This is a genomic window from Vibrio navarrensis (assembly GCF_015767675.1).
In the GTDB taxonomy this organism is placed as follows: Bacteria; Pseudomonadota; Gammaproteobacteria; order Enterobacterales; family Vibrionaceae; genus Vibrio.
This window is the reverse complement of sequence record NZ_CP065217.1, coordinates 1,841,673-1,864,725: the sequence shown is the minus strand read 5'-3', so window position 1 is coordinate 1,864,725 and position 23,053 is coordinate 1,841,673. Positions and strand designations below refer to the sequence as shown.

Annotated in this window: 24 protein-coding genes and 1 pseudogene; 19 read left to right on the top strand and 6 right to left on the bottom strand. The window is 42.4% G+C overall.

Annotation, left to right across the window (positions count from 1 at the left end; genetic code table 11):
• Window positions 1-256: 256 nt before the first annotated feature.
• The 7 genes from I3X05_RS08705 to I3X05_RS08665 all read left to right on the top strand — a co-directional run bounded on the left by I3X05_RS08705 (window position 257) and on the right by I3X05_RS08665 (window position 6,357).
• Window positions 257-904, top strand: a complete 648-nt coding sequence (locus I3X05_RS08705) for a hypothetical protein (RefSeq protein WP_045569196.1) — start codon at window positions 257-259, stop codon at window positions 902-904.
• A 488-nt stretch (window positions 905-1,392) separates the two neighbouring features.
• Entirely contained in the window at window positions 1,393-2,433 is a 1,041-nt protein-coding gene (locus I3X05_RS08700; protein WP_337971171.1) for an ISL3 family transposase, read from the top strand.
• Between the two features lie 986 nt (window positions 2,434-3,419).
• Window positions 3,420-3,779, top strand: a complete 360-nt coding sequence (locus tag I3X05_RS08695; protein ID WP_337970610.1) for a VOC family protein — start codon at window positions 3,420-3,422, stop codon at window positions 3,777-3,779.
• A 156-nt stretch (window positions 3,780-3,935) separates the two neighbouring features.
• The gene (locus I3X05_RS08690; RefSeq protein WP_337970609.1) at window positions 3,936-4,343 is read left to right on the top strand and encodes a hypothetical protein; all 408 of its coding nucleotides are present in this window, start codon (window positions 3,936-3,938) and stop codon (window positions 4,341-4,343) included.
• 134 nt (window positions 4,344-4,477) lie between these two features.
• Window positions 4,478-4,846 carry a hypothetical protein gene (locus I3X05_RS08685; RefSeq protein WP_337970608.1) on the top strand — a complete coding sequence of 123 codons (369 nt, stop codon included), beginning with the start codon at window positions 4,478-4,480 and terminating at the stop codon, window positions 4,844-4,846.
• 604 nt (window positions 4,847-5,450) lie between these two features.
• Entirely contained in the window at window positions 5,451-5,918 is a 468-nt protein-coding gene (locus tag I3X05_RS08675) for a GNAT family N-acetyltransferase (RefSeq protein WP_176246882.1), read from the top strand.
• Between the two features lie 157 nt (window positions 5,919-6,075).
• Window positions 6,076-6,357, top strand: coding sequence for a hypothetical protein (locus I3X05_RS08665; RefSeq protein ID WP_001100052.1), 282 nt, complete (start codon window positions 6,076-6,078; stop codon window positions 6,355-6,357).
• A gap of 809 nt (window positions 6,358-7,166) precedes the next feature.
• Here the strand turns inward: I3X05_RS08665 and I3X05_RS08655 are convergent.
• Entirely contained in the window at window positions 7,167-7,778 is a 612-nt protein-coding gene (locus tag I3X05_RS08655) for a YagK/YfjJ domain-containing protein (protein WP_337970606.1), read from the bottom strand.
• A gap of 422 nt (window positions 7,779-8,200) precedes the next feature.
• On the opposite strand from I3X05_RS08655, the gene I3X05_RS08650 reads away from it, so the two are divergent.
• Window positions 8,201-8,410, top strand: a complete 210-nt coding sequence (locus tag I3X05_RS08650; RefSeq protein WP_017049961.1) for a DUF3955 domain-containing protein — start codon at window positions 8,201-8,203, stop codon at window positions 8,408-8,410.
• An 821-nt stretch (window positions 8,411-9,231) separates the two neighbouring features.
• Here the strand turns inward: I3X05_RS08650 and I3X05_RS08645 are convergent.
• Window positions 9,232-10,781 (bottom strand): IS3 family transposase gene (locus I3X05_RS08645; protein ID WP_413470581.1). Its coding sequence is split into 2 segments (ribosomal slippage): window positions 9,232-10,313 and window positions 10,313-10,781, totalling 1,551 coding nucleotides; the frame shifts between segments, so codons are not numbered across the junction.
• Between the two features lie 519 nt (window positions 10,782-11,300).
• Between I3X05_RS08645 and I3X05_RS08635 the strand changes: the two genes are divergently transcribed.
• The 10 genes from I3X05_RS08635 (at window position 11,301) to I3X05_RS08580 (ending at window position 20,019) form a co-directional block, all read left to right on the top strand.
• Window positions 11,301-11,516, top strand: a complete 216-nt coding sequence (locus I3X05_RS08635; protein WP_045571450.1) for a TIGR02450 family Trp-rich protein — start codon at window positions 11,301-11,303, stop codon at window positions 11,514-11,516.
• 162 nt (window positions 11,517-11,678) lie between these two features.
• Window positions 11,679-11,975, top strand: coding sequence for a Dabb family protein (locus I3X05_RS08630; RefSeq protein ID WP_000617998.1), 297 nt, complete (start codon window positions 11,679-11,681; stop codon window positions 11,973-11,975).
• Window positions 11,976-13,607: 1,632 nt separating this feature from the next.
• Entirely contained in the window at window positions 13,608-14,072 is a 465-nt protein-coding gene (locus tag I3X05_RS08615; protein WP_045568625.1) for an ASCH domain-containing protein, read from the top strand.
• 137 nt (window positions 14,073-14,209) lie between these two features.
• The gene (locus I3X05_RS08610) at window positions 14,210-14,914 is read left to right on the top strand and encodes a hypothetical protein (protein WP_337970605.1); all 705 of its coding nucleotides are present in this window, start codon (window positions 14,210-14,212) and stop codon (window positions 14,912-14,914) included.
• Window positions 14,915-15,159: 245 nt separating this feature from the next.
• Window positions 15,160-15,480, top strand: coding sequence for an IS66 family insertion sequence element accessory protein TnpA (gene tnpA, locus I3X05_RS08605; protein ID WP_045569184.1), 321 nt, complete (start codon window positions 15,160-15,162; stop codon window positions 15,478-15,480).
• Window positions 15,477-15,830: an IS66 family insertion sequence element accessory protein TnpB gene (gene tnpB / locus I3X05_RS08600; protein WP_337970604.1), complete on the top strand. Its 354-nt coding sequence runs from the start codon at window positions 15,477-15,479 to the stop codon at window positions 15,828-15,830. The genes tnpA and tnpB overlap by 4 nt, the downstream gene beginning before the upstream one ends.
• Window positions 15,831-15,889: 59 nt before the next feature.
• Window positions 15,890-17,422: an IS66 family transposase gene (tnpC, locus tag I3X05_RS08595; RefSeq protein WP_193277853.1), complete on the top strand. Its 1,533-nt coding sequence runs from the start codon at window positions 15,890-15,892 to the stop codon at window positions 17,420-17,422.
• Window positions 17,423-17,442: 20 nt separating this feature from the next.
• Window positions 17,443-19,005 carry an IS1634-like element ISSpu7 family transposase gene (locus tag I3X05_RS08590; RefSeq protein ID WP_337970603.1) on the top strand — a complete coding sequence of 521 codons (1,563 nt, stop codon included), beginning with the start codon at window positions 17,443-17,445 and terminating at the stop codon, window positions 19,003-19,005.
• Between the two features lie 19 nt (window positions 19,006-19,024).
• Window positions 19,025-19,564 carry a DUF2806 domain-containing protein gene (locus I3X05_RS08585; RefSeq protein ID WP_337970602.1) on the top strand — a complete coding sequence of 180 codons (540 nt, stop codon included), beginning with the start codon at window positions 19,025-19,027 and terminating at the stop codon, window positions 19,562-19,564.
• A gap of 272 nt (window positions 19,565-19,836) precedes the next feature.
• A complete protein-coding gene (locus I3X05_RS08580) occupies window positions 19,837-20,019 on the top strand; it encodes a DUF645 family protein (protein WP_148524397.1) in 183 nt (60 codons plus the stop codon).
• A 201-nt stretch (window positions 20,020-20,220) separates the two neighbouring features.
• Here the strand turns inward: I3X05_RS08580 and I3X05_RS08575 are convergent, their stop codons facing one another.
• The 4 genes from I3X05_RS08575 to I3X05_RS08560 all read right to left on the bottom strand — a co-directional run bounded on the left by I3X05_RS08575 (window position 20,221) and on the right by I3X05_RS08560 (window position 21,781).
• Window positions 20,221-20,718: a GNAT family N-acetyltransferase gene (locus tag I3X05_RS08575; RefSeq protein ID WP_045569734.1), complete on the bottom strand. Its 498-nt coding sequence runs from the start codon at window positions 20,716-20,718 to the stop codon at window positions 20,221-20,223.
• Window positions 20,715-20,987, bottom strand: coding sequence for a DUF1778 domain-containing protein (locus I3X05_RS08570; RefSeq protein ID WP_000246253.1), 273 nt, complete (start codon window positions 20,985-20,987; stop codon window positions 20,715-20,717). Before I3X05_RS08570 ends, I3X05_RS08575 begins: the two co-directional genes overlap by 4 nt.
• A 234-nt stretch (window positions 20,988-21,221) precedes the next feature.
• Window positions 21,222-21,500, bottom strand: coding sequence for a type II toxin-antitoxin system mRNA interferase toxin, RelE/StbE family (locus tag I3X05_RS08565; RefSeq protein WP_000578471.1), 279 nt, complete (start codon window positions 21,498-21,500; stop codon window positions 21,222-21,224).
• Window positions 21,497-21,781, bottom strand: coding sequence for a type II toxin-antitoxin system RelB/DinJ family antitoxin (locus I3X05_RS08560; RefSeq protein WP_000381183.1), 285 nt, complete (start codon window positions 21,779-21,781; stop codon window positions 21,497-21,499). The genes I3X05_RS08565 and I3X05_RS08560 overlap by 4 nt, the downstream gene beginning before the upstream one ends.
• 818 nt (window positions 21,782-22,599) lie before the next feature.
• On the opposite strand from I3X05_RS08560, the pseudogene I3X05_RS08555 reads away from it, so the two are divergent.
• Window positions 22,600-22,781 (top strand): annotated as a pseudogene (locus I3X05_RS08555) (DUF645 family protein).
• The last annotated feature ends 272 nt before the right edge of the window (window positions 22,782-23,053 follow it).

Genomic DNA, 23,053 nt, shown 5'->3' with positions numbered 1-23,053 from the left:
GCTTCGTAACGTTTTGACTTACTTTGCCTAATCGAAATTAACTAAACAAGAGCATTCCTTATAAATTATTTATGTCTCCAATGGTTAGGTGACGAGAGATATTGGGAAGCTACATGTTTGCTACATTGGTATGGGGGTGTGATTCGTTTTTTTATATAAATCTATGAAATATAAGTGTTAATTATCTTTGTGGCATCCCCTTAACGCGGCGTTATATGCAATTCGACGGTGATACCCAAAAAGGAGAAGGTTTACGATGATTTTTGAATATTGGAACAATGTAATCGATGATCAGTCGGGTCGATATATCCATCCAGAAGATGAAAATATCTTAATCGAACTTAGTCACCTCGTTGAGAATGATATGGACTTTTCATTCCCTCCGGGTCCAATATTTGGTCCTCTAAAAACTGCAAAAATTGTACTATGTTATGCGAACCCCGGAATCGATGATTTGTCATTAAATACAATTCAAGATTCTGAGTTTAAAGACGAACTATTTAAGCAATTAACAGGTGTTCATAAATATCCGCACCATTTGGCTGGTTGGAATGAATGGTTCAGTCCCAGAGCTAATAGCTTGTTTGATGGTGACATTGAACTCGCATGTGAATATATGTCTGTTTTCAATCTGGTCCCTTATGCGTCTAGAAATATGGACAAAGTGGAAAAAATTGCCAATTGTCTCCCAAGTGTCTGGATAGCGCAAAACTACCTTAGAACAGTCCTTATCCCAAAGGCTAAAGCGGGTGATATTTTACTCATCATGTGTAGATCAAGTCATTTATGGGGTCTAAAGTCGGCACATGGGAGTGACAATATCTTAATGAACAATGTTCGTTCTGGGTTTAGCCAAGACGTTAAGACAAAAGTTAAAGAATGGCGTCATTTAAAAGGCATATAACAAAGCGTTAAAGAGGGACTTGGCACGCGTGGCATTTTCAATTTGCGTTGGGTTTAGTGGTTAAGGCGTAATGCGGTCACTTTTGTATTGCGTGCCTGCGCCCCTTAACGCGGCGTTATGCAACTCAGGTTAATTTAGGGGCTCAATCTTTTGGGATTTCTCCGGCTATTCGTTTTGTGTTGTCGGCAAATGAACTTTTTCACCCTCAGATTCGTGGTTAACTCAAACCGTAAAACAGACAAGATTCGGTTCATCCGGAAAATCGATACCTGAATGGCTTTTCTGATACCATATCGCCAAAAATAGCCAGTTAATGTCAACTTCACTTCTTTACCATCGCTTTGGAATACGCGGCCCTTTCCATTATTGCTCTACAGAGTTTGATGGTGACGCGACCATCTTTCACGTAGCACACAATCCTCATATTAAATGTCCATCATGTCGTAGTCGTGATGTCATAAAAAAAAGGAGGTAAGGTTCGCCGTTTCATCGCTACGCCAATCGGCACTAGCCCCTGTTACATCCAGATAGCAAACCAGCGGATTGAATGCCGAGCTTGTAATACACTCGGGTATTTGCCGCTTAACTTTGTTCCTCGTCCCAAAGTGCGTTACACAAAGGGCTTTGAACAGTATGTTCTCTCGCTGTCAGCATTGAACGTCACCATCAATGCCATTGCCAAGCTATGTGGTGTCTGTTGGGATACAGTGAAAGATATTCAGAAGCATTACCTGCAAAAGCGATACTCTCAACCTTGTCTTAAAAACGTCACTCACATTGGAATTGATGAGATTTACTGTGGCTCAAAAAGTGGCTTCATGACGGTTGTGATTGATATGAAGACAAGTGCCGTCATTTATACAGAGAAAGGAAAGAAGGCCGAAAGCCTTGACGGTTTTTGGAAACGGAAGCTGCGTTGTAAAAAGCCGATTGAAGCCGTCGCCACCGATATGGGACAGGCATACATCTCTTCGGTAAAACAGCACGCCCCGAAGGCGAAGTTGGTCATTGACCGTTTCCACGTGGTGAAGCGTTTTAATGAAAAGCTGACAGAGTTCAGGCGTGAACTACAAAATTCGATGAGTAACAAAAATGACGCTCAATACCTTAAGAATACTCGTTGGTTATTGGTAAGTAATCCCGATAGGTTAGATGAGCAAGGCCAAGCGAGATTGGAGCGAGCACTCGCAGCCAATCAGCCCTTAGCGGTGGTTTATTATTTAAAAGAGAAGTTAAGAATGCTGTGGTCGCAGCCATCAAAGATAGAGGGTGAGAGATGGCTAGAAAGCTGGATAGATGAAGCGAACCACTCAGGCATTGTGATGCTAGAGAAGTTTACTAAGACCCTGAGGAAGCATAAGGATGGGATATTGGCATTTTATGATGAAAGGATGAATAGTGGTCGAGTAGAGGGTGTGAACAACCGAATAAAGACGCTGAACAAAGTCGCCTATGGGTATCGTGATTGGGAATTTTTTGAGTTAAAAATCAAAGCCAGTCATGAGGCGAAGTATCGATTTTCCGGATGAACCCAAGATTCTTGGTTTGCCTCAATCATTTTTAGCGTTGGCTTGCTGCCAATTCAGCGGGCGAAAAGTGTGGAAAGGACAATGTTATCGAGCATTTTGTACTTGCTGAAGTTTTCGCTCGTTGAGTTTTCCTAACATAAAAGCTTGGTTTGTTGCTGAAAGGTGGACTTTGTTTTGGTAGCTCATTTATCACGGCTCTTGCTTGGGTTGATTCTTGAATCACTCAACTATTGCAATTGTGGCTTTTGGTCGTGTAAGTTAAGTTTATCTTATTGAATTTGCATAACAAACGGCTCAAGAGGGATTGCCAACGCTTGGCGACTTTAGTGCAAAATTGAAGTTCAGTGTTTACAGTAGTTTTTTTGAGTTCGACGGTGCGTTGTCAACCCCTTAGCCGGGCGTTAGCTGGGGTTAAGAAAAACGGTGAATTTGGGGTGGAAAGGCTTTGGGTTTTCTAGCTACACACCGGATAATTCTCAGTTTCTTAACTATCTCGCCAGTGGCACTTTTCGGGAAGTGTTTGAACTTAGCGAAGTCTGCTTACGGGAAGTGTTGTGTTTGTTAAGTTCGTTGGTGTGGTTTCTTTGTTGTTGAAATTCATGAATGCCTAAATTCGTTTTGTGTGCTTTGTCGTTGGCTTTTTCGATAGAATTCTTTGCAAATTACCGAGCTCAGGAATGGTGATTTCCTCGGTCATTTCTTCTTTGCCAAGCGCATTTCGTGGATTGGGTTTTAATTTCACAGCTGTCTGTTTTACTTTGCCGTTTGAAAGCAATAATGTGTTTCAAATTAGGCATTTTGGCGTAATTTGCTAGCGAAAGTGAAGCAGCTAACTAGGCGTTTAAGACGGATTCCCAACGCTTGGGAGTTTCGACTCTAGGTTGAGTTTTGTGTTTAAGGCGCAATGGTTTAGGATTGTGGTCGCGTTGCTCACCACTTAACGCAGCGTTATACGCTATATGGAAATTTAACAATGGAGTCGTGAAATGAATCAGAATGAAAAGCTGAATTATGTCGAGTTTGCAGCAAAAAATTTAGAGGCAACAAAATCATTTTTCTCTTCAGTTTTTGGCTGGGAATTTACTGATTATGGTCCTGAATATACAGCATTCTCAAATCAGGGTTTAGATGGCGGTTTTTTTAAAGCTGACTGTTGTAGTCAGACAGCATCGGGTGGTGCACTTCTTATCTTTTATAGCTCAAACATAAAAACAACTTTAGCCAAAGTCCAGAATAGCGGTGGCCAAATTATTCGCCCAATTTTTGATTTTCCCGGAGGCTGTCGTTTCCATTTTATTGAGCCAAGCGGTAACGAATTTGCAGTGTGGTCGGAAGCACGCGTATAACAAACGGCTCAAGAGGGATTGCCAACGCTTGGCGGTTTTAGTGCAAAATTGAAGTTCAGTGTTTTCGGTGTGTTTTTTGAGTTCGGCTATGCGTTGTCAACCCCTTAGCCGGGCGTTATGTGATCTTGTAAATTCAGCTACATAAAGGAGAATTTAGTGGCTAATTCAGTGATAATTCAGCAATTAGATAATCAATTGAAAGTAAATTCAGATGCTTATGATTTAAGTCGAATTGTTGGTGTTGAAGTGAAAGTTTTGACGTTCAAAGACTATCTTATGAGAATGTTTCTGTTGGGTGCAATTACATCGAGTTTACTTTTTATCTTTATCCCATCAGAGCATCAGGAATATGGATTAGCGTATGCATCCTTTTTGCCATTGGTAGCATTTGTATTCGGTGCATTTTTGGGTTTTGTTAGCAGTAATAAGTATGAATTTCGTTTAGAGTTTAATCACTTAGATGAAACTGGGGTTCAATGGTTTACAGCGGCGAAGAGTAGAAAATCTAGTGATTACGTTTTGTTCAAAGAGCAAGAAATGGAGTTAAAACGAAAAATCACATAACAAACGGCTCAAGAGGGATTGCCAACGCGTGGCGACTTTAGTGCGAAATTGAAATTCAGTGTTTACAGTGTGTTTTTTGAGTTCGGCGGTGCGTTGTCAACCCCTTAGCCGGGCGTTATGTGCTAGGAGGAAAATTGATAAAACAGCCCCCTTACAAAGTTGAGTTTGGCCAGCTAGGAGAGGTTCCACCTATGCACGTTACTTCTATAGACAATACCTCAATACGGTTGAGTGGAAACAGCCAAGATATCCTTGACAGTGGCTATACTGATGCAGTTATGGCTTGTAATGGAATTGAATCCGAAGAAACCAAGAAGGCAATGCTTGAGCTTAATAGACAGGGTTTTGTATTTGCTTACGACTATAAAGCTTATATTTCACCTAGCTACTATATGAAGCAGCTTTTATTAAGTGGTGATTTAACAACTTCATTTAAAGAAATCAGTTGGAGAAACCCAAAGCAATGGTGTCTTACCGAGTATGAGTTTGAACTACGCACATAACAAAGCGTTTAAGAGGGATTCATGCCGCGTGGCATTTTTGGTATGCGGTGGTTTCGGTGGTGAAAGTGGTCTGCGGAAGTTTGGTTTATGCGGCATTCACCCCTTAACGCGGCGTTATGTTTAATCACGTCAAATCAGTTGGTTGCATCTTTTCTTTGCTCCCTCGGCTTGTTGGTTTTGTGCTTGTCGGCAAGTTGGCTTCGTTTGGCGCTGTTTTCCGGACATTTATTCTTTGGCGCTGGAAATTCAGAGTGTTGCCTCAGTCAATTTTCGAGTAAGCGCGAGGTAGGTGCGGCTGGCTCAATCAATATTTTGATCACAGGTTTTTGGGCTTGAATTGCCGAAATTCAAAGTCTGTTTTTCAAATCTATGAGTCGTTTCAGTTTTTCAGGTTTTGGCTTTTGTTTGTCAGTCAAAACCGAGTTAATCTTGGTTTTGGTAAAACGTAAGTCATTGAAGCTTAAACATAACAAACGGTTCAAGAGGGACAGCCAACGCGCGGCATTTTTATCATGCGTTGGTTTTTGTGGTTACGGTGTTATGCGGAAGCTTGGTAATGGCGTTGGCTGCCCCTTAACCGGGCGTTATGTTCACATGAGGAAACATGGAAGTTTATTGTAAAATTTTAAAGCCACAAGATAGCCTGAAATATCGAGAGTTACGGTTAGAAAGCTTACGGTTATACCCTGAGGCATTTGGATCTGATTACAAAACTCAATCCCAATTGCCGAAGTTGTTCTTCGAACAAATGATCGAAAAGGAGAGCAATGATCACATTATGCTGGGTGCTTTTTACAATAAGGAATTAGTCGGGTTATGTGGCTTGATTTCCTTGGAACAATCGCACTCATTAGAGCTAGTTCAAATGTACGTATCACCAAATGCACGTGGGAAGTCAATCGGACAAACTCTTTTAACTAAAGCCAAGTCGGTGTTACAGGATCGCAATGAGGATAGGCTAGAGTTAACGGTTTATTCCGGTAATCTTGCTGCCATTAAATCTTATGAAAAATTTGGTTTTGTCCGTGTTGCAAGTCAACCTAAAGAAATTGTTATGCATTTTAAACTGTGAACATAACAAACAGTTCAAGAGGGATTCAGCACGCGTGGCATTTTTGGTATGCGTTGGTTTCGGTGTTGAAGAGCAATGCAGTGGCTTGGTCATTGCGTGCTTCACCCCTTAACTGGGCGTTATATTTTTTTAAGTTCAGCAATCAAAAGGATTCATGATGAACGTGGATAAAGCGAAAAAACGCATATTGAAACGAGTACAAAGAGGTTTCAAAGGTTATCCGCAAATATCTTTAGAGTATTTCGGGAAAACGACAGATTTTGCTACCGAAGTAGTCATCACTTTTGTTCCTGAAGAAAACGCTGAAGCGCAAATTCAGAGATTTACGAGTGATAAGGATGTTCGTGAAGATGAAGCAATTCAATCGGTATTGTTGAAAATTATTGAGCGAGCCGACGCAGCTACGGTTTTAGAAAGTCGAGAAGTATCAGTTTGTTAATGGTTTTTCTGTAATCTTAAGTTGTTGGTCACATTAGTGCTGAGAGCGAAAATATAACAAACGGTTCAAGAGGGACAGCCAACGCGCGGCATTTTTACTATGCGTTGGTTTTTGTGATTACAGTGTTATGCGGAAGCTTGGTAGTGGCGTTGTCTGCCCCTTAACCGGGCGTTAGCTTAAAACAAATAAAATCAATTGGTTGTGCTCTTTTCTTTCTTCCATTGGCAATTCGGTCAGGTTTCTCGGCAAATCAGCATTGTTTGCCAACGCGAGTTTTGAGCCGTTGCCTCAATTGAGTTTTGGGATCGCGCGAGGTTAGCCAGTTTGGCGCAAAGTCGCTTTGGAAGTTTGGCGTTCGCTTTGAGTTGTGCGAAAACGGGTTGTCAAAATATTCTGATTTTTAATGTAAATGAACGGCCACAAAGTTTGCGTTATTTCGGGTTTCAAAGCTTAAGTGGTTTGTTGGTTTTCCAAATCGGTTTAATCTCAGGCTTGGTAAATCTAAGGTGCTGAAATTTAAGCTAACAAACTGCTTAAGAGGGATTCGCAATGCGTGGCATTTTTAGCATGCGTTGGGTTTTGTGATTCAGTCGGTGTGCAGTAGCTTTCGCAGTGCATTGCTCACCCCTTAGCAGGGCGTTAGGTTGCTTGAGAATTTAAAGGAACAACACCTAACACCTGATACCCTTGTTCCTTTGATAATGATTCTCATTAATCGCTCTGTAATCAATTTTGAGTGATTTTCTGGCTATGGTCTAGGGTTGGTATTGGTTGTTGTGTTTTGTTTGTCCTGATGCGTTCTAGGTGGCTTATTTTTGATGTATATGTTTTATTTGTGAGTGACCTATGTTTTTCCCTGAAATATTGAAAGCTTTTGTCTCAAATTTACACAAATATGCGCAGTGAGTGAAAATAGCCTTCTTTGATTCAGGTTCATTCCTGTTTATAAAATTGAAATTAGGGTTGCTGTCACAAAGGTTCACGAGTGCGGTTTCTTGAGTGTTCAAAATGCCACACCAAATTTCATTGACAGTTTTCATTAAACCAGCTGCCTTGTATCCATTGGGGAATCCGGCATATCGAGTTTTGTTATAATCGAGAAGTAAAAGGCAGTGGTAATGTGGTTTGGAAGATGTATCTATCTCACGCACCCAGAAGTATTTGGCATTGGTTTGGTTGTATTTCTTAGATTTTAAAATGTTGTTGAGTTTGGCGAAAAACTCGGATATGGCTTTTCCATCATATTCACCTTGTTGTTGGAATCGTAAGTCAAATCTGACGTAGAGAACTCGCTTGTACTGTGTGGTTATTTCTTCAATAATGTAGTTTAGTTTATCTAGGTATTCGGTGATGTACGTCTTACTTGGATGCAATTCATAATCTAGATAATTACCTGTTGTAATATGGTAGTTTTTATCCAATGGAACTCCTTATATCAATATGTATATATGTATATATGTATATTACTATTTACCTTCAAGTATTTTGGGCATGCGAAAGTCCTTACGGCAGGACGCGTATGGCTTGGTGAGGTGTTTGGTGTTATATTTGAGACGAAAAGATAGCGGAATAAGCTACATTTTTAATTATATCACAAAGTCAAATGATTCAGAAATTTGACACTGCTACCTAACAAGCAATTTAAGAGGGATTCCCAACGCTTGGCATTCTTGCTTCTACTTCAATTTTAGTGGTTACGGTACAATGCTTCAGGTTGGGTGGTAGCGTTGCTCACCCCTTAATTGGGCGTTATAACTTGTCTGTCCAATCATGATTATTGGGGTGAACCATGTACTCTTACAAAATGTCTAACATTGTTAGATATTCAAATATTGAGGCTCCGATGAAATTTCTCCGTAAGTATAAAATAAGCGTTCTTTTCTGTGTCAGTGGTATTTTGTGTTTAATTGCTTATAACACCATCGGTTCATACGTAGATGAGAATGGCTTCTTAGTTGAGCCATTTGGGTTCATTCCTTTATTTTGGCTTTTTCAGCTACTGGCGTTAGTGGCTTTGGTTGTTACCTTCGTTAAACATAGAAAGGTTCAGTAAACGGGTTAGTTAAGCCACAAGCGCACTAAGAAGCTTCGTTATAACAAAGCATTTAAGAGTGATTCCCAACGCTTGGCATTTTTCATTCCATCGTTGGGTTTTGTGTTTACGGTGCAATGGTTTAGGCTTGGTGGTAGCGTTGCTCACACCTTAATGCGGCGTTATGCTTAATCACCAACAATCAGTGGTTTATGGTCTTTCTTTGTTCCCTTGGCTTGTGAGTTTTGTGTTTCTCGGCAAGTTGGCTTCAGTGGGCGCTGTTTTCCGGACAATGATTCTTTGGCGCTGGAAATTCAGAGAATTGCCTCAATCAATTTTTTGGCAAGCGCGAGGTTAGGGCGGTTAGCTCAATCAGAAATTTGATCTTAGGTTTTTGAGCATTAGTAGCCACAGTCTCAAAGTCTGATTTTCAAATCTATGAGTCATTTCAGTTTTCTGGTTTTTGGGTTTTGTTTGTGAATCAAAGCTGAGTTAATCTTGGTTTAGGTAAAACGTAAGTCATTGAAGCTTAAGCATAACAAACGCTTCAAGAGGGACAGCCAACGCGTGGCATTTTTACCATGCGTTGGTTTTTGTGATTGCGGTATTGTGCGGTAAGTTAGTAGTAGCGTTGGCTGCCCCTTAAGCGGGCGTTATGTTTAATCACGTCAAATCAGTTGGTTGTATCTTTTCTTTGCTCCCTCGGCTTGTTGGTTTTGTGCTTGTCGGCAAGTTGGTTTCGTTTGGCGCTGTTTTCTGCGTATTTCGGTGATTGCGATCGCTCGTTTCCGCTGTTTTTCAAGCAAGTTGTCGTCTTTTTTACAATTTAGTAACGTGAATGATTACGCTGCACACTTTTCAGGGTTCAAGTACACCTCATCGATATAACTCCAGTCTCTCGTTTGCCGACTCCATCTGCCTGGATGAGTCAATTGAGCACGTCGGTAGACTTGCATACGCTGTCGGAGAATTTCATTATCCTCCCCGCAATGCCTCTGCTGAGGTGTTACATACTTTATGCCACTGTGTTTATGCTCATTGTTATACCAATCAACAAAATTACCAACCCAACACCGAGCGTCTTCAATGGAAGAAAACCCATCCATTGGCCATGAAGGACAATACTTTATTGTTTTGAACAACGACTCAGAGTATGGGTTGTCATTGCTTACTCTTGGCCTAGAGTAAGAGCTTGCAATCCCAAGGTCATACATCTTTGCAAGCATGGTGTAACTTCTCATAGGAGCACCGTTGTCAGAGTGCAAAGTAATGTTGCCTTGCACACACTTTTCCCGCCATGTTGTTCTTTGGAGTAACTCCGCTGCATATTCGCCTAGCTCCTGATCATACACTTCTGCACCTACTACTTTTCTACTGAAGATATCCATTATCAAATAGAGGTAATAGTGCTTCCCTCGTATTTTCGATGGCAGATAACTGATATCCCAGCTCCATACCTGATTTGGTTTGCAGGCTTTTTGAACCTTTGGTCGAGAAGGACTTGTGCCAGCTTTGTTACGAGTTCGCTTACCTAGCTGGTTGTTTGCTTTTAATACACGATAAAATGTGGACTCTGAGGCAATGTAAATGCCTTCATCAGCCAACATTGGAACGATGATATTCGGAGGTAAATCGGCATACTCTGGTGTATTGCAGATATCTAATATCTGCTGCCTTTCGGCTTCTGATAGCTTATTATGAGGCTCGTGCTGCCGAGGATGCTGACGCATATCACTTGTGATTTCGGCAGAGTTCCGTGTCCAACGCTGGAACGTTCGTATTGATAACCCAACGGTGGAACAAGCCTTTGTCTTTGTTGCCCCTTTACGTACAGCTTCATCAACAAGTGTGACTATTTTAAGCCGCTCTGAGATAGGAATAAGTCTTCCTCGTTGATTTCCCAGAGGGCATTGAACTTTTCCCGCAAAACCAGTAGCGCAGCCGTTTCAGCAAGTGCTTTATCTTTACGTGCCAACTCCTTCTCCAACGCTTTTACCTTTCTGCGTTCATCACGTAGTAGCTTATTTTCTTTGTGTGACATTGAAGCCGATGTTGTACTCTGCGCCTTGATAGACAGTGCTCGCCAGGTTTTAACGTCATCGACAAATAACCCTTTAGACCTACAGTATTCAGCTAACTCGCGTTCAGACATTGTTGCAGTTTCAATCACTATGAAAAATCTCTGCTCCGCTGAATAATCAGTAGTAGCATTTTCTAAGGGCAGCTCTGTAGACAATAGGCCGCTTTCAACAAGTTCATTTCTCCACTTAGATACCACGGATGGACTCACATCTAATTCTTTAGCAATTCTTCGATGAGACCAATTATATGGTGGTAACAGCCAAGTTTGGCCTTTCGTTTTCACATCAATTGGAACTGGATTGGCTGGCATAGTTATCTCCTTAAAAATCTAGGCGACAACTATGCTGACACAGGGGGGAAATGACTGATCGGAATGCTCCGAAATACGCAGTTTTCCGGACACTTGTTCTTTGGCTCTGGAAATTCAGAGAAAGCGCGAGGTAGGTGCGGCTGGCTCAATCAGTATTTTGACCACAAGTTTTCGGGCTTGAATTGCCAAAATTCGAAGTCTGTTTTTCAAATCTATGAGTCATTTCAGTTTTTTAGGTTTTGGCTTTTGTTTGTGAATCAACGCTGAGTTAATCTTGGTTTTGGTAAAACGTAAGCCCTTGAAGCTTAAACATAACAAAGCGTTAAAGAGGGATTCGTGCCGCGTGGCATTTTTGGTATGCGGTGAGTTTCGGTGGTGAAAGTGGTTTGCGGAAGGTTGGTTTATGCGGCACTCACCCCTTAACGCGGCGTTAGGTGTCTTTAGTAACGCAGCCATCAATTGAACTTATTTTTCAAAATGTCCGTAAAATAATGAATTCATAATATTACGGAGTTAAAAATGAATCAGATTAATCCGGCAAAATTGTGTAATAGCAAATGGACAGCTGTAAAACCGATAAATCGAGAGAAACACTTTTTGGTGTCAGAGGTTGACTATGAAGAAGACGGTTCAGTAACTTTGTGTAAGTTAGAATCTATTCTTTCCAAAAATGAATATTCCATTGATTGGCTTGAGTTAAAAAATGAAGAAAAATGGTCTCAAGGTTGGACATAATCGGCATTTGGGTAATACACCTAACAAACGGCTCAAGAGGGATTGCCAACGCTTGGCGACTTTAGTGCAAAATTGAAGTTCAGTGTTTACAGTGTGTTTTTTAAGTTCAGCGGTGCATTGTCAACCCCTTAGCCGGGCGTTAGCAGCTATAGAGGAAGAGAAATGATCCGGCACATATTGCTTATAAAGTTTAAAGCGTCGGCAGAGCCATCCGAAATTGAAAAATTAAAAGGCTTGTTTGCTTCAATGCCGGATAAAGTGGATGGAGTTTTATCTGTTGAGTGGGGAGAAAATGATAGTCCTGAAGGTAAAAATCAAGGCTATTCACATTCGGTTTTAATGACATTTTCAGATGAGAAAGGCAGGCAAAATTACTTGCCTCATCCAGAGCATGAAGTCCTGAAAAAAGTCTTTCGTCCGTTGCTTGAGGATATCGTGGTTTTTGATTACACAATTTAATCTTTGGCACGCAGCTAACAAACGCCTCAAGAGGGACTGTCAACGCGTGGCGTTTCCAGTCCCATTGAGCCGCGGTGGTTACGGTTGTTGTGATTGAGTTTAGTGGTAATGCGTTGCCAGCCCCTTAGGCGGGCGTTATGCAACTCAGGGAAATTTAGGGGTTCAATCTTTTTAGATTTCTCCGGCCATTTGTTTTGCATTGTCGGCAAATGAGCACTTTCACCCTCAAATTCGTGGTGAACTCAAGCCGTAAAACAGGTAAAGTTCTTTGTTTGCCTCAATCAGTTTTAGCGTTGGTTTGTTGTGAATTTAGCGGGCGCAAAGTGTGGAAAGGGCAAGTTTATCCAGCATTTTGTACTTGCTGAAGGTTTCGCTCGTTGAGCTTTCCTGACACAAAAGCTTGGTTTGTTGCTGAAAGGTGGACTTTGTTTTGGCGGCTCATTTATCACAGATCTGGCTTGGGTTGATTCTTGAATCACTCAACCATTGCAATTGTGGCTTTGGGTCGTGTAAAGTCAGTTTATCTCATTGAATTTGCATAACAAACGGTTAAAGAGGGACTGCCAACGCGTGGCGGTTTTTGTTCAAATCGGCCTTTGTGATTACGGTTGTTATTTTGAGTTCAGTGTTTTGCGTTGCCAGCCCCTTAACCGGGCGTTATGTTTAATCACGCAAAATCAGTTGGTTGTATCTTTTCTTTGCTCCCTTGCCTTGTTGGTTTTGTGTTTGTTGGCAATCTGGCTTCATTTGGCGCTGTTTTCTGGACATTTATTCTTTGGCGCTGGAAATTCAGAGCGTTGCCTCAGTCAATTCTCGGGCATGCGCGAGGTTAGTGCGGTTGGCTCAATCAGTATTTTGACCACAAGTTTTTAGGCTTGAATTGCCAAAATTCGAAGTCTGTTTTTCAAATCTATGAGTCATTTCGGTTTTCTACGTTTTGGTTTTTGTTTATGAATCAAAGTCGAGTTAATCTTGGTTTTGGTAAAACGTAAGCCCTTGAAGCTTAAACATAACAAAGCGTTAAAGAGGGATTCATGCCGCGTGGCATTTTTGGTATGCAGCGAATTTTGGTGGTTAAAGTGGTTTGCAGAAAGTTGGTTTATGCGGCATTCACCCCTTAACGCAGCGTTATGTTTAATTACGTAAAATCAGTTGGTTGCATCTTTTCTTTGTTTTCTCGACTTTCTAATTTTGGTCTTGTCGGCAAGTTGACTTCAGTGGTCGCTGTTTTCTGGACTCTAATTCGTGGGCGCAAAAAATTCAGAGAGTTGCCTCATTGAAATGCAGTGTTTGGGTGAGGTGAGTGCAGCTTGCTCAGTTTCAAAGTTAGAGCTTCAGCTTTCGTTTCTCACGTTGAGACCCAATGCAAATTCAATCAATTTTATGAGTTAATTCAGTTTTTTAGCCTATGGTTTTGGTGTGCAAAGGTAAGTCGAGTTAAGCTCTTGGTATCGTAAAACTTAATCCTTTGAGTCTTAAACATAACAAGGCGTTCAAGAGGGATTCATGCCGCGTGGCATTTTTGGTTTACTGTGAGTTTTGGTGGTGAAAGTGGCTTGCGGAAAGTTGGTTTATGCGGCATTCACCACTTAACGCAGCGTTATATTTTTAATCAATTTTCGAGTCAAAATCATGGATGAAAGAGGTAGAGTTTATCTGGAACAATATCTGAACTCTTTACCTGATGAAGTCGCTTCCAAATACACTTCGTTCAGCTCAGACTATTTCTGTGCAGATGAACGCAATGCAAATCTCTGTGCCGAGTTAATCCTTCGTGGTGAAAAGCGTGCATCATGCAGCTTAGACTATTGGTACAGCGAAAAATGCGAGCCAATGCCAGTTGTTGGGCACCTTCAAGTGGTGACAAATTGGGATGGTATGCCTATTTGTATTATAGAAATGACGTCTGTAACCAAGCAAAAATACAGCGAAGTAACACCTGAGTTCGCGGCTTTAGAAGGTGAGGGTGACAAGACTTTAGCTTGGTGGCGGGAGGCGCATTGGAACTTCTTCTCGAGAGAGTGCGTAGAGCTAGGAATATCACCGTCGGAAGATATGCTGCTAGTTCTAGAACAGTTCAAAGTGGTGCACAAATAAAAATATAACAATGCGTTCAAGTGGGACTTGGCACGCGTGGCATTTTCAGTTTGCGTTGAGTTTTGTGGTTACGGTACTGTGCGGTAGCTTTTTTATTGCGTGCCTGCGCCCCTTAACGCGGCGTTAGGAATATTGAAATGAAGCAACATAGTGTACAAGAAGCATACTTAAAATCCTTTGAAGATAATGGCCGCATCTGGGCTCATGAAATGGCGACAAAACCTCCACGTCATATACCAGCAAAAAAATGCACTATGGAGGTTGATTTTCAGAATCACGATACCGAGCACTTTCAAAATCGAAATATTGAGAAGCCAGCAATTGAAGTTATACGTGCTCTACAAAAAGGTGAACCGATAGACAACGATAAGGCCGAAAAGCTATTTATGTGGTCTGAACTTCATTTATTGAGGAATCAAAAGTTTAGGTCATATGACGAAATGGACTATTCTAAAAATTATCATTATCTGACCGAAATTGAATCTAAGTTTCGTAGATACTTTTGCTATTTATCTGTTTATAGGTGTTCTGGTGAAGAGTATTTTATAACATCAGATAACCCAGTAATGGATCTTTCTGTTAATGGTTTTTTGGTACGGATCTTTTCTTTGTCACCAGATTGTTTGGTGTTGATGTCACCGATTCCCGAACTTTTGAAAACAGACATTAGTTTTCCAGAAATGGTTAACTCGTCACTATATGCTAATAGGTATAAGTATGTGTTTAGCAATAGGAGAGTTTTGCCTCTGGAAAGTTACGAACTTAATGCTACGAAATTCAGGCTAAAAGGTTCATTAACAACTCAAACCGTCATTCCGCAGCTAATTCCAGAATTTAAATAGTGTGATCTGGCGATCAGTTTTTCATAAAAACCACGACACCATCTTGACCGCGATCGACAGTTTTGATCTATTACTGCTATTTGACGGTCTCAAAATATGTCTACCCATCCTGTTATTAAACGCTTAGATCACCTTGGTCTCATTGCCGCCTTTTGTCACGAAATTGTAAGCGCATCATAAACCCCGCATTCTAATCGTCTAGCCCGAATAATAAGATCAAACCTCCAACCCAAAGGAGATTTGAAATGGCCAAACGACGCACTAACCAAGAATGGCGAACCCTGTTCGAACACTATGAATCCAGCCAGCTATCACAACGATTATTCTGTGAACGTAACGGACTGAGCCTTTCCACTTTTTACGCTAAGCGCCAACAGTTAAAGCACATCGAAAAACCGAACACGGTTGGCTTTGTTAAAGCAGAAGTCGTTGAAAAGACGACAAAGTATCAAGCCACTCACGTTGTCGTTGCCAACATGACACTACTTGTAAACAATGTTGAACTGAGCATCCCACAAGGCACACCAGCGACCTATCTCGCAGAGCTTATCGGTGCGTTATCATGAAACGCATGCTCAGCGCTCCAAAGATTTACTTGTATCGTGAAAGCGTCGATTTTAGAAAGTCCATCAACGGCCTCGCTGCGATTATCGAAAATGACACCGACTTGCCCTTGGGCAGCGGCGCACTGTTCCTGTTCACCAACAAACAGCGCGACAAAATCAAAGTGTTGTACTGGGATAAAACAGGCTTTGCTCTTTGGTATAAGCGCCTTGAAAAAGCCAAGTACAAGTGGCCATCAAAAGAGCAAAATGAGGTGTTTACCCTAACTCAATTCGAGCTTGATAGACTGCTTTCTGGCTTCACGATTATCGGCCATAAACCCGTTAGAATAAACGATTTTACAATGACTTAAGCGATAATAAAGTCTTATCCACCAAGCATTAACGGCATGATTTTAGTATCATCAATGCCATGAAAAAGACGCCAAATATCAACCCAGAAAGCCAAGATGTTGCCGAGCTACAAGCGATGGTGAAAGCACTGTTGGCGTCAGAAAACCAATTGAAACAAGAGCGCCAATCGCTGCTTGAACAACTCAAACTTGCCTTCGACCGTCAGTTCGCTAAACGCTCGGAGGCGTTAAAGCCTTACAATGAATCACAAGGTGACCTCTTCAACGAAGCGGAATGTGAAGCCGCTAAGGAAGAAGAGGTTGAAGTTGTCACAACGACCATCACAACGAAGAAACGCGGTAAACGTCAGCCACTGCCAAAGACCTTGCCTCGTGAGGTTATCGAACTCGATTTAGACGACGATGAAAAGCAGTGCGCTTGCTGCCAACATAGTCTGCATAAAATCGGTGAAGACCGTAGCGAGAAACTTGAGTTCACACCTGCGGTACTTAAAGTGTTGGAATATGTTCGTCCTAAATATGCTTGCCGCCAATGCGAGCAAACTCAGGACAACAGCCGCATTGTTCAAAAGCCAGCGCCGCAAAGCATTATCCCGAAGAGCTTCGCCACAGAAAGCTTGTTGACCAATATCATCCTCGGCAAATACCAATATGCGATGCCACTTTACCGTCAAGAATCCCTGTTTACCCAGTCGGGTATCGAACTCTCACGAACCACCATGGCAAGGTGGATTATCCAAGTCAGTGAGAAGTTCGCTCCACTTTACGCGGCCTTAAAAACGCACCTACTTGAGCAAGTGGTGATTCAGGCGGATGAAACGCCGCTCAATGTCCTCAAAGAAGATAAACAGTGTTATATGTGGCTTTACTGCTCGGGCGCAGACTCGCCAGATGCCGCCCTCCCTAATGTGAGAAATATCGTCTTGTACGACTATCAAAACAGTCGAGCTAGGGCGTGCCCTGTTGCCTTCTTGGGGGATTACAGTGGTTATCTACAAACCGATGGCTATGGTGTTTATGATGGGCTTCATCTCGTCACCAATGTCGGTTGCTTCGCGCATGCTCGGCGCAAGTTCATGGAGGCGAAGAAGCTTCAAGGCAAAGGCAAGTCAGGTAAAGCGGATAAAGCGCTGGCCAAAATCCAGAAGCTTTATGGAATAGAATCACGCTTAAAAGGTGAGTCTGCGGAAAAACGAAAAGCAGAGCGCCAAGAGCATGCTAAGCCGATACTGGATGAGCTTTATGAATGGATGACAACTCAGAAAGTGCTTGAGTCTAGCCCGCTGGGTAAAGCGATAAAATACACGCTCGGCCAATGGCCGAAGCTCACCCGCTATATCGATGACGGTCACTTATCGATAGACAACAACCGAGCTGAACGCGCAATAAAACCGCTGGTTATTGGGAGAAAGAACTGGCTCTTCTCGACCAACCCTAACGGGGCGGAAGCGAGCGCGATGCTTTACAGTATCGTCGAGACAGCGAAAGCCAACGGCCTTATCCTTTACGACTACATGGTCAAGTGCATGCAGGAGTTAGCGAAAGCGGAACCTGATATCGATGCACTCCTGCCTTGGAACTTCAAACACTAACAATATCGCCCCGTGGGTTCATGGGGCGGATACACGAAATTGGCCTGCCACGGATGATAGATGCCGTTATCCCAAAATATTCTGACCACAATGTTTCTCATGGTGACGCGGTATTGGCCATGCTCCTAAATGGACTTGGCTTTCATAGCAGAACACTGCACATGTTCTCGGACTTTTTTAAGACCAAGCCTGTGTCTAAGCTACTCGCCAAAGACATTGAAGCACACCACCTTACTGATGATGTACTAGGCCGCACCTTAGATGCTCTATACGAAGCCGATGTCTCAGCGCTCTATCAGGTTATTGCTGAGCGTGTTGTTGATAAACTGGGCTTGACGACGGATTCTGTTCATCTTGATATCACTAGCTTCCACGTTGATGGTGAGTATGCACAAGATGAAAACACCAACGTCATTAAGCTTGTAAGAGGCTACAGTCGGGATCATAGGCCAGAGCTTAACCAAGTGGTGCTTGAACTCATCTGTGAAAACCAAGCAGGTATTCCTGTTTACATGCAAGCACTGAGTGGCAACACCAATGATGCCAAGGCATTCGCTGAAGTCACTAAAAGACACATACATTGCCTAAAAGCCGCGCAAAATAGTCGTTACTTTATCGCTGATGCCGCCTTGTACACCGAAGAAAGCATCTCCTCGCTAGATGAGCAAAATCAAAAGTTCATTACCCGTGTACCCATGACCATCAAGCTCGCAAAACAAGCACTGTTTGCGCTAGAGCCAGAGCAATTAATCGCTATTGATGATGGCTACTCAGGATGTTGGATAGACTCGGATTACGGAAAGGTCAATCAACGTTGGTTGCTCGTTCACAGTGAACAGGCCACCAAGCGGGAAGAAATCACTTTCTTCAAGAACTTAGAGAAAAACATAGCAAAAGAAATCAAAGCGTTGGAAAAGCTAAGTAAAAAACCATTCGCTTGTGAAGTTGACGCAGAATTAGCGTTTAACGATTTCAAGAAACAATCTGACTTACTAGGGTTTGAACAAGGCACTCTCATCAAACTGCCGACTTACTCTCATTCGGGCCGCCCAAAGACAGATGAAGCACCGACAGGATACCAATACTTTATCGAAGCCGCTCCCTTCACCGACCTAGAAAAAGTAAAACTGGCTAAGCTCAAAGTAGGCATGTTTATCCTCGCGACAAATGACACCGACAATGAAGAACTCACCATGACGGCTCTTCTAGCACATTACAAATCGCAACAAAAAGTCGAGCGCGGCTTCCGCTTTCTAAAAAGCCCTGAATTTTTAACCTCTTCCATCTTCTTGAAAAAGCCTGAACGCATTGAAGCGTTGCTAATGATAATGACGTTGAGCTTGCTTGTTTACGCCAGTTTAGAACACAAAATCAGAGAGCAACTCGCACAAACCGAAGCGTTCTTCCCAAGTATGGTAAAGAACAAGACGACCTCCAGACCGACGGCACGTTGGGTCTTCTTGCAATTCGAAGGCATAGATACGTTAGAAATCAACGGCCAACGGTTCATCACTGGACTTCAAGAGCACCAAACACAACTACTCAAATTACTCGGTAGATTCTATGAGGTAGTTTATTCCTAAATTAGCTGCGGAATGTCGGTTGCAAAGACTATGGGCTAAAGCTTTAGCTGGTGAGTTGGCTAGTCCGGGTTCATATTCACTTAGAACCCTTGAGTTTATTAAAAACATCTCTAAATCAGAGGCTCATGAAATATCTAGGCTTGCGCCTTTTGCTATTTCAGATAGTGTTTACCAAGTTAAAGCCATTGAAGATGCAGGGTTGGATTTTAGTTACTTTTTAGAAATGGAAGATATTGGTATTCTAAGTGGTGTCAAAGGAGGTGGGTTACAGCTTACACTAGGTACCCGCATTGCTGATTCATATGAGCAAGTCCTTTTCCATAACAATAAAATTCTCCGATTTACTCATGAAAGTAGTAGTAAAAAAGCCCAGTTTGAAATTTACAAAGTAACTAAGCTTGGCTTGGAGGTCTTGAGGTTAGGTGTATTCCCAATGAACACAGACTACTTGGAACAAATTGGTAATAAAATCAAAACACAAGGCTTTAAAGTAATCATTGCTGACTGGGTACAAACTACGAAGACTCACGGTCAGTACTTTCATGCACGTGAGCTATAAAGTTCTAACAAAGCATTTAAGAGTGATTCGCAACGCTCGCCGTTTTCGCTTCGCTCAAAGTATAGGCGAGCGCTGCTCACACCTTAATGCGGCGTTAGCTTCTTAAAGGCTGGAATCATCAAAATCCAAACTCAATCGTTCTGAAAAATCAGCTTTTAGCGTTCAAGTAATACTATTTGGCTTTTTAGTTTTGCCTGATGCTGATTTGGTAGAAAGTGTTGAATGTTAAGCAGTTTTCAAGTCGCTGAAACCCATCAAGCTTCGATGCTTCAGTGTTGTTGGACATTCAGCGCGGTCAGCTTAGTTTTACAAAATGCTGCATCATCGCTGTGATCTGGCTTTCTTTGTCGCGGACTCTTAACCGTGGCCAACTTGGCTTTGAGCGTTTTGAGTTTTGGCAGCCAACTTCACAGCTTTTGGTGTTGGACGTGTGTTTGAGTGATGCTTTTACGTAAAATATTTTTCAAGCAAATGTGTTTAAAAGTTATTGCTAAACAATAGGCTACGAAGCTAACAAACGCCTCAAGCGGGACTGTCAACGCGTGGCGTTTCCAGTCCCATTGAACCGCGGTGGTTGCAGTTGTTGTGTTTGAGTTTAGTGGTAATGCGTTGCCAGCCCCTTAGGCGGGCGTTAGTTTGCTAAAGGTAGTGGATAACTAGCCTAAGCTTGCTCTGATATCAGCAATGGTGATGAAGAGTTTGTTTTCGGCATCTTGAAACGCTTGAAACCCATAGCGCTCATAGAAATGTTTTGCACCATCTTTGGCATCAACGATCACAACAGGGAACGCTACGCTGTCACTGGCTGCGAGTAGCTTTCTGAGAGCGTCAATGAGTAGCCACTCACCAAAACCTTTTCCTTTGTATCTATCGTCGACAGCTAAACGAGCAATGAGCCCTCCAGAGGTTGAAGATTGGTGCTTCTTTTGTAACTTGTCGGGCAAGGCTTTCAAATCAATGGGTGTCAAAGTCAGAGTGTAAAAGCCGATGATATAAGCACTATTATTGTCATCTTCCAAAACGAAGGTTCTGGTGTTGTCTTTTTTGGCTTGCTGACTCGCCATTACTTTTAAGTAATTGTTGAGGGCTTCAATGCCACAATTGAAACGGTTCCTATCGTGCTTATCTTTATCGAGAAGTACCGTATTCATCATTGAGTTTTGCTCTCATAACGTTCGGATGCCAATTTGAGCTTTGCATTTACTACCGCTGGATTATCAAGAGCTTCCATCAGCAATACGGCATCAGCTTGGCTAAGCTTTAGAGCTTGCTCACGTTCAATGACTTGTTTTGCTTTTTCGATTGCTGCATTCAAAACAAATGAGTTAATACTAGACATGCCAGCAAGAGCAGCAGCCTTAGCGAGTAAATCTTGAGTATCGACATCAACTCTAGCGGTGATGCGAGGCAAAGTCGTTGCCATAGTTTTATCTCCTGTTGTGTCAAACTGTCACATGGGCATTATGGCGTTAAAGTGTTCAATAAGCAATCTTTGTGTCACTTTGGCACGCAAACTAACAAACGCCTCAAGAGGGACTGTCAACGCGTGGCGTTTCCAGTCCTATTGAGCCGCGGTAGTTGCAGTTGTTGTGTTTGAGTTTGGTGGTCATGCGTTGCCAGCCCCTTAGGCGGGCGTTAGTTGCCAATCAGCAACAAATCAGTCGTTTGGAAATTTTTGTTTCTGATGTAGTACACGCATTATTCGAATTTTAGAACCATCAACCCAATACGAAACAATCATTGATATCTCAGGGATAATAAGCAATCTGCCTCTAATGCCATCACGCTGAACACCCATTAGTGGTTGCTCAAGCAAATTTTCGACTTTGGCTTCTATGAGCTCATCCGTTTTTTCAGCGGCTGCTGGGTTAAAGTCGTAGAGAAATTCGAAAATTTTCTCACGATCATTGAGAGATGCTTCTTCCCAGAAAATCATGCGTGGCCTCGATTTCGGATTTTAGCTTTACGTTCAGCCATTCGTGCTTTGGCGATGTCATGTTCAATGAATACTGCTTTTCCTGAGTCGAACTTCTCAAATGCTTGATTCACTTGTTCAGTTAGCCATGCATCGTGAGATAATGCCTTGCGTTGCTGCTCAGCTAATTGTTCAGTGAGTTCACGGCAAGCATCGCTAAGAGTTCGACCTTGGCTTTCAGCCATTTGTTGAGCTAAACGTTTTGTTTCTTCGTCTACACGAAATTGAATTCTAGTATCCATGGTGAGCTCCTTTGTTGTGCGTACGAATGTTAGCACTGGTGTTGGGGTAGGGCAACTAACAAACGCCTCAAGAGGGACTGTCAACGCGTGGCATTTTAACTATGCGTTGGTTTTTGTGATTACGGTGTTATGCGGAAAGTTGGTAGTAGCGTTGTCTGCCCCTTAAGCGGGCGTTAGCTTAAAACAATGAAAATCAATTGATTGCAGCCTGTTTTTTCTTCCCTTGGCAGCTCGTTCCGGTTTCTCGGCAAATCAGCATTGTTTGCCAACGCGAGTTTTGAGCCGTTGCCTCAATTGAGTTTTGGGATCGTGCGAGGTTAGCCAGTTTGGCGCAAAGTCGCTTTGGAAGTTTTGCTTTCGCTTTGAGTTTTCCGAAAATGAGTTATCAAAATTTTCGAGTTTTCAAATCGCATGAAAGGCCACAAAGTTTGAGTCAATTCGGGTTTTAAATCTCAGGTGGTTTGTTGGTTTTCCAAATCGGGTTAATCTCAGTTTTGGCAAATCTAAGGTGCTGAAATTTAAGCTAACAAACTGCTTAAGAGGGATTCGCAATGCGTGGCATTTTTAGCATGCGGGGAGTTTTGTAATTAAGGTGGTGTGCGGTAGCTTTTGCAGTGCATTGCTCACCCCTTAGCAGGGCGTTAGCTTCTTGAAGCAAAATTCATCAAAGTCTGGGTTTAATTATTCTGAAGATTCAGCTTTTAGCGTTCAAGTTGCACAATTTAGCTTTTGAGTTTTGCCTGATGTTGATTTGGTAGAGCGTATTGAAATTTCAGCAGTTTCAAAGCCGCCGTAAGCTAACAAACTTCGATGCTTCCATTTTGTTGGATGCTCCACACGGAAAGTTTGGTTTCACAAAGGCTGCATCATCGCTGAAAGTGTGCTTTCTTTGTCGCGGACTCTTAACCGTGGCCAACTTAGCCTTGAGCGTTTTAAGTTTTGGCAGCTAACTTCACAGCTTTTGGCGTTGGACGTGTGTTTGCGTGATGCTTTTTCGTAAAATCGCTTTCAAGCAAAGGTGTTTAAAAGTTATTGGGAAACAATAGGCTACGAAGCTAACAAACGCCTCAAAGGGACTGTCAACGCGTGGCGTTTCCAGTCCCATTGAACCGCGGTGGTTACGGTTGTTGTGTTTGAGTTTAGTGGTAATGCGTTGCCAGCCCCTTAGGCGGGCGTTATGTTTAATCACGTCAAATCAGTTGGTTGCATCTTTTCTTTGCTCCCTCGGCTTGTTGGTTTTGTGCTTGTCGGCAAGTTGGCTTCGTTTGGCGC

Excerpts from the sequence above, each read along its gene's own strand:
- I3X05_RS08565 (WP_000578471.1), bottom strand. The coding sequence starts at position 21,500 with ATGATTTTCTGGGAAGAAGCATCTCTCAATGATCGTGAGAAAATTTTC.
- I3X05_RS08615 (WP_045568625.1), top strand. The coding sequence starts at position 13,608 with ATGGATGAAAGAGGTAGAGTTTATCTGGAACAATATCTGAACTCTTTA.
- I3X05_RS08570 (WP_000246253.1), bottom strand. The coding sequence starts at position 20,987 with ATGGCAACGACTTTGCCTCGCATCACCGCTAGAGTTGATGTCGATACT.
- I3X05_RS08695 (WP_337970610.1), top strand. The coding sequence starts at position 3,420 with ATGAATCAGAATGAAAAGCTGAATTATGTCGAGTTTGCAGCAAAAAAT.
- I3X05_RS08635 (WP_045571450.1), top strand. The coding sequence starts at position 11,301 with ATGAATCAGATTAATCCGGCAAAATTGTGTAATAGCAAATGGACAGCT.
- tnpC (WP_193277853.1), top strand. The coding sequence starts at position 15,890 with ATGAAAAAGACGCCAAATATCAACCCAGAAAGCCAAGATGTTGCCGAG.
- I3X05_RS08675 (WP_176246882.1), top strand. The coding sequence starts at position 5,451 with ATGGAAGTTTATTGTAAAATTTTAAAGCCACAAGATAGCCTGAAATAT.
- I3X05_RS08650 (WP_017049961.1), top strand. The coding sequence starts at position 8,201 with ATGAAATTTCTCCGTAAGTATAAAATAAGCGTTCTTTTCTGTGTCAGT.
- tnpA (WP_045569184.1), top strand. The coding sequence starts at position 15,160 with ATGGCCAAACGACGCACTAACCAAGAATGGCGAACCCTGTTCGAACAC.
- I3X05_RS08575 (WP_045569734.1), bottom strand. The coding sequence starts at position 20,718 with ATGATGAATACGGTACTTCTCGATAAAGATAAGCACGATAGGAACCGT.
- I3X05_RS08665 (WP_001100052.1), top strand. The coding sequence starts at position 6,076 with ATGAACGTGGATAAAGCGAAAAAACGCATATTGAAACGAGTACAAAGA.
- I3X05_RS08630 (WP_000617998.1), top strand. The coding sequence starts at position 11,679 with ATGATCCGGCACATATTGCTTATAAAGTTTAAAGCGTCGGCAGAGCCA.
- I3X05_RS08705 (WP_045569196.1), top strand. The coding sequence starts at position 257 with ATGATTTTTGAATATTGGAACAATGTAATCGATGATCAGTCGGGTCGA.
- I3X05_RS08590 (WP_337970603.1), top strand. The coding sequence starts at position 17,443 with ATGGGGCGGATACACGAAATTGGCCTGCCACGGATGATAGATGCCGTT.
- tnpB (WP_337970604.1), top strand. The coding sequence starts at position 15,477 with ATGAAACGCATGCTCAGCGCTCCAAAGATTTACTTGTATCGTGAAAGC.
- I3X05_RS08560 (WP_000381183.1), bottom strand. The coding sequence starts at position 21,781 with ATGGATACTAGAATTCAATTTCGTGTAGACGAAGAAACAAAACGTTTA.
- I3X05_RS08610 (WP_337970605.1), top strand. The coding sequence starts at position 14,210 with ATGAAGCAACATAGTGTACAAGAAGCATACTTAAAATCCTTTGAAGAT.